This is a genomic window from Bellilinea sp. (assembly GCF_034432615.1).
In the GTDB taxonomy this organism is placed as follows: domain Bacteria; phylum Chloroflexota; class Anaerolineae; order Anaerolineales; family Anaerolineaceae; genus Bellilinea.
Genome location: NZ_DAOUBL010000043.1, coordinates 1 through 9,001, shown reverse-complemented (window position 1 = coordinate 9,001; position 9,001 = coordinate 1). Strand labels below are relative to the sequence as shown.

General features: G+C 54.2%; 8 protein-coding genes. 4 read left to right on the top strand and 4 right to left on the bottom strand.

The window, feature by feature from the left end; all coding sequences use genetic code 11:
• Together VAE48_RS01845 and VAE48_RS01840 are read left to right on the top strand one after the other, a co-directional pair.
• Positions 1 to 1,571: LIC_10190 family membrane protein (locus tag VAE48_RS01845; protein WP_322791606.1), on the top strand; the 1,571-nt coding region annotated here is incomplete at its 5' end.
• A 121-nt stretch (positions 1,572 to 1,692) separates the two neighbouring features.
• Positions 1,693 to 2,016, top strand: a complete 324-nt coding sequence (locus tag VAE48_RS01840; protein WP_322791605.1) for a hypothetical protein — start codon at positions 1,693 to 1,695, stop codon at positions 2,014 to 2,016.
• A gap of 62 nt (positions 2,017 to 2,078) precedes the next feature.
• Here the strand turns inward: VAE48_RS01840 and VAE48_RS01835 are convergent, their stop codons facing one another.
• Positions 2,079 to 2,663, bottom strand: coding sequence for a M23 family metallopeptidase (locus VAE48_RS01835; protein ID WP_322791604.1), 585 nt, complete (start codon positions 2,661 to 2,663; stop codon positions 2,079 to 2,081).
• Between the two features lie 201 nt (positions 2,664 to 2,864).
• On the opposite strand from VAE48_RS01835, the gene VAE48_RS01830 reads away from it, so the two are divergent.
• Both VAE48_RS01830 and VAE48_RS01825 read left to right on the top strand, forming a co-directional pair.
• The gene (locus VAE48_RS01830) at positions 2,865 to 3,494 is read left to right on the top strand and encodes a winged helix-turn-helix domain-containing protein (protein WP_322791603.1); all 630 of its coding nucleotides are present in this window, start codon (positions 2,865 to 2,867) and stop codon (positions 3,492 to 3,494) included.
• Positions 3,491 to 4,873 carry an MFS transporter gene (locus tag VAE48_RS01825; RefSeq protein WP_322791602.1) on the top strand — a complete coding sequence of 461 codons (1,383 nt, stop codon included), beginning with the start codon at positions 3,491 to 3,493 and terminating at the stop codon, positions 4,871 to 4,873. The genes VAE48_RS01830 and VAE48_RS01825 overlap by 4 nt, the downstream gene beginning before the upstream one ends.
• 20 nt (positions 4,874 to 4,893) lie before the next feature.
• Here the strand turns inward: VAE48_RS01825 and VAE48_RS01820 are convergent, their stop codons facing one another.
• From VAE48_RS01820 to VAE48_RS01810, 3 genes are read right to left on the bottom strand one after another with little or no spacing between them, the layout of a single operon-like run.
• Positions 4,894 to 5,841 (bottom strand): lysylphosphatidylglycerol synthase transmembrane domain-containing protein, encoded by a 948-nt coding sequence (locus tag VAE48_RS01820; protein WP_322791601.1) that lies wholly within the window; start codon positions 5,839 to 5,841, stop codon positions 4,894 to 4,896.
• The gene (locus tag VAE48_RS01815) at positions 5,838 to 7,832 is read right to left on the bottom strand and encodes a hypothetical protein (protein WP_322791600.1); all 1,995 of its coding nucleotides are present in this window, start codon (positions 7,830 to 7,832) and stop codon (positions 5,838 to 5,840) included. The genes VAE48_RS01820 and VAE48_RS01815 overlap by 4 nt, the downstream gene beginning before the upstream one ends.
• Positions 7,816 to 8,787 carry a glycosyltransferase family 2 protein gene (locus tag VAE48_RS01810; RefSeq protein ID WP_322791599.1) on the bottom strand — a complete coding sequence of 324 codons (972 nt, stop codon included), beginning with the start codon at positions 8,785 to 8,787 and terminating at the stop codon, positions 7,816 to 7,818. Before VAE48_RS01810 ends, VAE48_RS01815 begins: the two co-directional genes overlap by 17 nt.
• Positions 8,788 to 9,001: the final 214 nt, after the last annotated feature.

Sequence of the window (9,001 nt, the reverse complement as noted above, 5' to 3'; positions counted from 1 at the left end):
TGACCACACTGGCGGCCGGCCTTTCGCTGGCCTTGCCTTTGGATTGGCGGGCTTTCAGCATCCTGATTCTGGGAGCGGCGGCCATCTTCCTCAGCGGATCGCGTCAGGGCTGGTTGAAACTGAGCCGGCCACGTCTGCCGCGCCTGACCGGCTGGGACGCTGCGGCAGGCGCAGTGCTGCTGCTGGCGCTGCTGACCGTGCTGGAAAACGCCACTCACCAGGTTGCCAACCCGGACACGGGCATTTACCACGCCCAGGCAATCCGCTGGATGGAAGAATATCCGACGGTTGCCGGGCTGGGCAATCTTCACAGCCGCTTTGCTTATAATTCTCACTGGCTGGTGCTGAACACAGTTTTCAGCCTGGCTTTTTGGGGCGGGCGGTCGCTGCATCTGGTGGGGGCAATGCTGTTTGGTCTGGCGGTGTGGGATTTTGGCAACGGCCTGCGCCGCTGGCTGGGTGGAGAACGAACCGCTGCGAATGGGCTGCGCCTGTTGTTTTTCCCGCTTGCCTTCTACCTCTTGGGCTCACAGACTTCATCGCCCGGCACGGATTTGCCCGTGATTTTGATGCTGTGGCTGGTCATCCCATTGTGGCTGGAACAGTCAGCCTTGCAGAAGGAACAGCATGATATCCGCAGCCTGCTGATCTTCAGCACGGCTGTCTATTTGTTAACGGTAAAACTTTCGGCCCTGCCTTTATTGCTGCTGGCGGCCTGGCTGGTGCTGAGTGACGTTCGGCATCAACCGGTGCGGGTTTTGCGCTGGGGATTTTTAGGATTGTTATTACTGCTGCCGTGGCTGGCTCGCAACGTGATCCTTTCAGGGTATCTCATCTATCCTTTCCCTGCCCTGGATTGGTTCAATGTGGATTGGAAAATCCCCTACGAAACGGCTCTCCGGGAGGCGCAAATCATTCGCGCCTGGGCGCGTCTGCCCAATGTGGATGCCAGTCTGGTGTTGAAGATGCCGCTGGGCGAATGGCTGCCGGTCTGGTTCAGTGACCGCACCACAAATCAACGCCTGATTCTCTTGCTGGCAATGCTCTCTCCGGCGGGGATGGGCGTAGTGTGGTTGCTTGCCCGCCTGAAGAAGTGGAATTGGGCCGGTCAAGATTTTGGATGGATGGGCGCATACCTGTTTGCAATGGCGGGAGCGCTTTACTGGCTTTTCAATGCCCCAGATTTGCGTTTTGGGTACGGTTGGGTGATTTTGCTGATGATCCTCCCACTGGCGGGGTTGATGAGCGGGTTGGCGGGTGGATTGCGGGACAGTCAGGCGTTTCTGGTCAATGCCTTTCTGACGGTAGGGATGGTGGTTGTTCATCTCTGGTTCCTGACGGCTTCTTTTGAGGGGAGGACATTCTCCCAACGCTGGCTGCTGCCACCAGATTATCCTCTCCATGCCACTTTTCCCTGCTCGCTGGAAAACGGCATGGTCTTGTGCGCCGGTGAAGAGAGTTATACCCAGTGTTATTATCAGCCCTTTCCCTGCATCCCCAAACCGATTGAGGGGGTGGAAATGCGCGGGACAGATTGGGGGGATGGATTTCGTTCCGTTTCCGGGCGGTAAGTTTGCCTTCCAAAAATAGGGGAAATTCCGCATGACAGGATGAGCCTCGGAGGGTAAAAATATACCCGTCAGGCGACATTGCCAAATTCATAATTTCTATGGGAAAGGATACTGTAATGCCATGAGTCAAACCAATCAATATCAGGGAAATGCGTATCAAGAAAAGCCTCATCAGGGTCTCAAAAATCTGAGCGTTGTTTGCGAAATTCTGGGGTATCTTTCGTTTTTGGGTGGTTTTGTGATGGCAACGGCTATGGCCTCCGAAGCGTATGACCCTGCGATACCCTTTATTTTGTGGTTGAGTGTCGGGTTCGTGACTGGAATTGGCTATCTGATTGCTGGGGGTGTAATCAGACTGTTTGTTGCGGCCAAAGAAAATCTGGAGGAGTTGCTCATCAGCACGCGGGAAATTGCCAGTCATCTGAGAGAAACAAACGAAAAATAAATTCATCTTAAAGCATGAAAAACCCCGCTTCAGGCGGGGTTAATTTTTTTGCCCAAACGGGATCAGGGGGATAACACATCCAACGGATTGACGTTCTGTCCGATGCGCTTGTCAAAAATGTTGAGGTGGGTGTGGTAACCGCAATCGCGGTTGCGGCAGGACTGCCCGCGCCAGTCCACGGTGTAGCCGTGATTGCTTTCGGAGCCGACTGTCTCGCCAATTTGTACGCTTTGCCCCACCTCTACAAAATAATCACCGTGCAGCATCAGCACCTGCCAGACTTCATTTTCGAGGATGAGGGTGGTGTTACCATACTGGTCAATATAGTGAGCCGTAACGGTGCCGTTGATCGGCGCAAGAATGGGAGCGCCTTTACCCGCGGTCAGGTCAATGGCCAGATGCCCGTAAGATTGCCCGTGCGGTCCCTGAGTCAGAATGTACTCATCATAGGGGGCACGGATGGCGAACGGATCGGGAACGGGGGGCTCGGGCTGCGGGGTTTCGGTTGGGGTGGGCAGAGGGGTGGGAGGATTGCTCAACGGTGTGGCGCTGGCCGTCTGGCGGTCATGAAACAGGTTGAACAGCAGAAACAGCATGATGATCAGGGCTACCACCGATAATCCATTTGAAGAGGAAGAATGGGACATGCGGTTTCTCCTTGCTGATTGAATATAGAAATATTGTTCTATTATTGATTATATCACAGGCATCCATCCATCGTTCCATCCAATTCGCCAATAACAGAAAAAAACAGTACTTTTTTCGGCTATTTCATCTTGACAGGATAGAAAAAATCGCTATACTGTTTTTTAACGCAAAAAATTATTTTGGCGATAAAGGAATGTCAAATGGAAAAATCTTCTTCCCCGGCGTTTGTCATCCGCGATATGGAGACCATGCGGGTCATTTCCGACCCGATTCGCGCCCAAATCTTTGAAGCCTTGCTTCATCAATCGCAAACGGTGCGGCAGGTAGCCGAAAAACTGGGCATGAGCGCCAGTAAGTTATATTACCACTTCAATATGCTTGAAAAATTCGGCTTCATCTTCGTCCAGGAAACCCGTCAGGTAGGCAACTTGATTGAAAAAATCTACGCTGTTACTTCACCGACCATTGATGTAGATCCCAATTTGTTTTCTTTCCCATCCGGAGAGCATAATGAGCAACTCCTGAGCATTGTACGGGATACGATTGATGCCACCCGTGAAGATTTGCTGCGCAGTCTGCAAGCCCGTCTCTATGCGCTGGAGCAGGGAGAACCTCCCAAACCCCGCCGGCTGGTATTGAATCGCCTCCGGTCAAACTTAAACGATGAACAGGCTGCCCGTCTGCTAACCAAAATTGAAGAACTGCTCAAGGAATTTGAGCAGTCCGATGAAAAAGAAGCGCAGGACAATCAGTCCTATTCCCTGATGATTGCTTTTTACCCCAGTTTTTATTTTCCTGCCGAAAGTCAACCAGGCACCCCGGAGCAATGATGAACACCGACCTGCAACCGCGGAACATGCGCACTTTTCTGGTCATCTGGATTGGCCAGGTGATTTCAATTATCGGTTCTGGTCTCACCAGTTTCGCGCTGGGAGTGTGGATTTACCAGCAAACCGGTCAGGCAACCCCATTTGCAATTACGGTTTTGTTTGGCACATTACCGCGTATTTTACTGACACCGCTGGCGGGTTCGCTGGCAGACCGCTGGAACCGGCGCTGGCTGATGATTCTGGCGGATACCGGCAATGCGCTGGTCACGCTGGCGGTCGTGTTTCTGGTGATGAGCGATTCATTGCGAATCTGGAATATTTATCTGGTAGCGTTGGCCGGTTCATTGTTCGCTGCTTTTCAGGAGCCGGCTTACACTGCCTCGATCACCATGCTGGTGCCGAAAAAGGATCTGGCCCGCGCCAGCGGTTTGATGCAGGTAGCCCAATCTATGGAGATGCTGATTGCACCGCTGTTGGCGGGTATTCTCTTCGGTGTGATTGGGTTGAGAGGCATTGTTCTGATTGACTTCCTCACCTACTTTTTTGCAGTCGGTGCTTTGCTGATTGTGCGCATTCCCCAGCCGCCGCTGACCAGCCAGATTGAACAGGATGGACGGGGTAAAATCTGGCGGGATGCCTTGTTCGGCTGGCAGTACCTGCGGCAGCGCAGGGGTTTGTTCAATTTACTGGTGTACTTTGCGCTGGTCAATTTTCTGTTGAACCTTGCAAGTGTCCTGACCGGCCCGCTGGTGCTTTCGTTTTCTACCCCGGCGGTACTGGGTGCTGTTCAGACGGCTACCGGTTTTGGCATGCTGACAGGCAGTCTGGTTTTGGGGGTGTGGGGCGGTCCAAAGCGGCGGATTTTCGGCGTTCTGGGTTTTATTGGGCTGGGAAGTGTGGCTGTTCTGGCTATCGGCCTGCGGGCCAACCCGTTTTGGATTGCGACCGGTTTCTTTGTATTCCTTTTCTCGGTTCCGATTGCTTCGGGTTTAAGTCAGGCGATCTTTCAGACCAAAGTTGCCCCCGATGTGCAGGGCAGGGTATTTGCCATCCGCAGCCTGATTTCCCGCTCAATCATGCCGCTGGCTTTTTTGCTGGCAGGTCCGCTGGCCGATCAGGTATTCGAACCGCTGATGCGCCCCGGTGGGGTGCTTGCAGAAGGCCTGCCCGGCATGCTGATCGGGGCAGGCGCCGGGCGGGGTATCGGCTTGATGTTTGTGATCTCTGGCATTCTGTTGATGGTGGCGACTGCCTTTGCTTTTCTGAATCCGCGCATCCGAAACCTGGAAAATGAACTGCCGGATGCAATCCCTGACAAATTGCTGGCAGAGCAGTTTGTTGAAGAAGGCGAAACAATGGCCGTGCTTGCCGAAGATTGACAGGCCTCCTTCTGGATTGGTCACTGGTGGTTTGCGGTTTCTACATTTCTCAAACTTGCCAGTAACGGCAGAAAGAACGCGCCCGGCAGGCTGGCTGCGACGAACAACAGGCGCATCATCAGGCTGAGGGTGAGGGTGTTTTCCAACGGCACGCCGCCGAAGGTGTGATAGAGATAGGAAATGGAAACTTCCTGCAATCCCAGCCCGTTGATGGAAACCGGCAGTAAGGTGATAAAGTAGGACAGGCTCCATAAGCCGCCAATTTGCCAGAAGTCAAGCGGTGAACCGAGGGCATTCAAGAGCAGAGAGACACTCAGAAAAGTACAAGCCATGTGACCCAGGGTTGCCACAAACGCCGCACCCAGCCCGGCCGGATGTTTCAGCCAGTGCTGCAGGCTGATCAAAACCTGAGTAATGAAACCGCGCAATTTCTCGCGCCAACGTGCCGGTAAAGGCAGCAGCGAGCTGAACAAACCAGCTGCATGAAGTGCGGTTTTACCCAGCACGCTGGACAGGCCGACCGGCAGCATCACCGTCATGCCGGCCATGCCGATCAAACGGTCAGCAACCAGCGAGGCGGCGCTTAAGCCGCCATCCACCCTCAGCATGACGGCACCGGCCAGGCGCACCACATCTCCGCCGATGGTAGAGGGCAGAAAATTGGAGGCAAACAAACCGACAAAGACCAGTTCGAAAATGGATTTGAAGGAGACCGGCGCGCCGGCGGATCGCAACAATGCGTACCAGCGCAGCACCACGCACAAACGGGAAGCGAGCATGACCGCCAGCGTCATCACAAAAATGGGCAGCGGAATTTGTTTTACGGCAGAGAGTACCTCGCCCCATCCCTGCTGGCGAATCAAAATGACCAGCAGAATGATCGAGAGCGCCGTTCCTCCAATTTGAACCCATTGCTTCCAGTTACGAAAGCGGGATGGTTTCCCGGAAACAGGCTGATCAGTGCTCATTTGGGCACCAACACTTGCAGGTTTTGTTCACCAAAGTAAGCTTCTTCCCCATAATATTCCAGAATCGGGAAGGTAATGCGATCCACCCACAGGTTGTTCTCTTCGGCGAAGGGGTCCATTTTGGGACGCTGATAACTCGGATTGAGCCGGCCGGTAATGATCATGGCAAAACGACGTTCGCGCAAATCCTGATAGAATTTTTCCAGCAGGGTGCGGTTGTTGGAAATGGAAGCTTCCGAAAGTAACAGCAATTCGTAATCTGCCACCAGCGGTACATCTTGTACATAACCAAAGGTCAGCAGGTGACGCTGGGAGATGAACAGCACCTCACCGCGTTGAGCAGCGCTGCTGACCAGTTGATTTAAGGAGTTCAAAGTCACCTGTGCCTGCTGCAAGTCTTTGGCTGCGGGCAGTGAAAATTCGGCTAACGACCAGATAACCGGCATAACCAGAATGAGCCCAACCAGGGCCGCCGGCCGCTTCGTTGGCGATGCCGTGCCCGGCTGATCCGGAACGGCTTTGTCGAACAGAAAATAAGCTCCGATCAGCAGCAGCAGCACAAAGTAAGCATCCAGATTATGCAAATTGCTGCCACCGCCGATTTTGGTGCTGACCACCAGTCCGCCGCCAAAGAGCAAACCGCCAATCCCTGCCAGTGCCAGCAGGCGCAGCGGATGCCAGCCGGCACCGCGCCGCAGGGTGTTGAGGACAATCAATCCCAGCAATGGCAGCGAGACAATCAACCCGAGCGGCAAAATTCCCCAACCGGAGGTGGCACTGGGCAGCAAGCGGTGCCACAAAAGCAATGAGGTAAAACTGGAAGCAAACAGACTGGGGTCGCTGTTGCCGGAGAGCGGGATGTAAGCAGCCTGTGCCAGCAGCGCGCAGGATATTCCCACACCCCCCCAAAGCAGCGGGCGGCTCAAATAAGCCAGCCAGCTGCGCCGGGTGTGGAATGGGGTTTCCAGCAGGTACATGGCGGCGGCCAGCATGGCCGGCACGGGGAACCAGTTGACCCGGCTGAGGCCGGCCCACACCGAAGCCAGCATCACGCCCGCCAGGGTGCGCATCGGGCGTTGCGGGTGGTACAACCACAAGACCGGCAGAATACACAGGTGCAGATGATAATAGACCGGACCCTGCATCAAAAAAAGAAATGCCCAAAGGGTTGTCCCCCCCATCAGCAGCGCCGGGCGCAGCCCAAGCCGGCGGGCAAGCGCCCAACCGGTTGCCAGATTCATCCCAATCCACAGAATGACCTGCCAGAGGCGGTGAAACCACAGGGGTGAATCGGGAATGAGATAGGCTAAACTGAGCAGCAAATAGCGGGAGGCATGCAGTGGAGAAAGGGGGATTGAAAAACCGTAGATTTGTTTGGCAAAGGGCAGGGAAGCATAGTAATAACGGCTTGCTTCTGACCAGCCCAGTGAAAAGGGATAGGGGCTGACGGCAGCCGCATAGGTCATCAGAGTTGCCAGGAAGCCGCCGATCAGCATTCCCAGACCGACAGCCCAGAAAAACTGGATCCTTCCGGCTGCCATCCAAAAAAGGCTGGTCACCCCGGCCGCCAGCCACACAATCCACACGCGGTCGCTGAGGGCAGTAAAATGCTTGACAAAGAAAAAACGCATGAAAACAGCCGTGAGCAGCCAGCCGCCGAAATACAGCAGATAGTTCCACCGTCCCAGCCGTTGGAGTTGTTGTACCGCCTTTTCAGAAAACAGAATCAGGCGGCGGCTTCTGCCGTTTTGCAGTGCCAGCCATAACAAAAGGCAGGTCAGGCTGATCAAAAAACAGACGGTGATCAGGAGACTCCACTGCCACGAATAGCGGGCAATGAACCAGCCCGAATACCGCCCTTTTTCGAGCAGGTCGGGTAAAGTCAGCAGGCCAAAAATCCCGGTCAGCAGCAACCACAGGCGGATTGCAAGTCCATTCCGCATGGGTTCAGCAGGCAGAGGCAGGGCAGCAGCTTCAACGGTTGGGCTCATGAATAGGGTGGTTATTCGGCAGAATTTTACGGACGGTATAGGTTGGTTTGCCCTGTGATTCGTGGTAGGTGCGCACCAGCAATTCAGCAATCAGCCCCATCAAGATGGATTGAAAGCCGAGGATGAACACCATTGTGCTCATGATAAAGATGGGGGAATCCAAAACGGGGATTTGGAAGAATACCCGCCGCACAAACAACACCAGCAGCGTAATCAGGCTGAGCAGAATGAGAATGAAGCCGGCCCCGCCAAACAGGTAAATCGGTTTATTGCCATAACTGCTGAGAAATTTGACGGTGATCAAATCCAGAATGACTTTAACGGTGCGTTCCAGCCCGTATTTGGCTTTTCCAAAGCGGCGCGGGTGATGGTGGACGGGCACTTCGAGGATCTTTGCCCCAACCGAATGAGCATAAACCGGAATGAAGCGGTGCATTTCGCCGTACAGCTTAAAGCCGGTAATGACCTCGCGGCGGTAGGCCTTGAGGGTGCAGCCATAATCATGTAGATGAACGCCGGTGGTTTGGGAAATCAGCCAGTTGGCAAGACGGGAAGGGAGTGTGCGGGTGAGAAATTGATCCTGCCGGTTGATCCGCCAGCCGCTGACCACATCGTAACCTTCGTCCAGTTTTGCCAGCAGCGTGGGAATATCGGCCGGGTCGTTTTGCAGGTCGGCGTCCAGCAAAACAATCCTCTCCCCGCAGGAATGATCAATGCCGGCGGCGATGGCCGCTGTTTGACCAAAGTTACGGCGCAGCAGAACGGCGCGCACGTGCTGCGGGTCGGACTGGTGGAGCTGTTCGATGATGCGCGGGCTGGCATCCTTGCTGCCGTCATCCACCAGCACCATTTCCCAACGCAGGTTGAGCGGATCTAATGCCTGATGAACTGCTTGATGCAGTAAAAGGAGTGATTCTTCCTCATTGTATACGGGGATGATGACCGATAAGTCCATCGCCAACCTGTGTCTGGGGGGATTTATATAAAATAACGTCAATTTGGGATAAATCATTTTTACATCAACTTTCGAAGTTTCGTCCCCCTCCCCCCTCCCCCAAAATCGCAGGGGCAATTTTGGGGGAGGTGCAGGTGGGGGGCATTGGCATTGCATGCCAGGTTTTGATCTTATCCCAAACTCACGTTTAGATAAATTATACGCCCTCTTGTGC

Bases quoted from the DNA above. Each gene is read 5' to 3' on its own strand.
- VAE48_RS01840 (WP_322791605.1), top strand. From the start codon at position 1,693: ATGAGTCAAACCAATCAATATCAGGGAAATGCGTATCAAGAAAAGCCT.
- VAE48_RS01835 (WP_322791604.1), bottom strand. From the start codon at position 2,663: ATGTCCCATTCTTCCTCTTCAAATGGATTATCGGTGGTAGCCCTGATC.
- VAE48_RS01830 (WP_322791603.1), top strand. From the start codon at position 2,865: ATGGAAAAATCTTCTTCCCCGGCGTTTGTCATCCGCGATATGGAGACC.
- VAE48_RS01825 (WP_322791602.1), top strand. From the start codon at position 3,491: ATGATGAACACCGACCTGCAACCGCGGAACATGCGCACTTTTCTGGTC.
- VAE48_RS01820 (WP_322791601.1), bottom strand. From the start codon at position 5,841: ATGAGCACTGATCAGCCTGTTTCCGGGAAACCATCCCGCTTTCGTAAC.
- VAE48_RS01815 (WP_322791600.1), bottom strand. From the start codon at position 7,832: ATGAGCCCAACCGTTGAAGCTGCTGCCCTGCCTCTGCCTGCTGAACCC.
- VAE48_RS01810 (WP_322791599.1), bottom strand. From the start codon at position 8,787: ATGGACTTATCGGTCATCATCCCCGTATACAATGAGGAAGAATCACTC.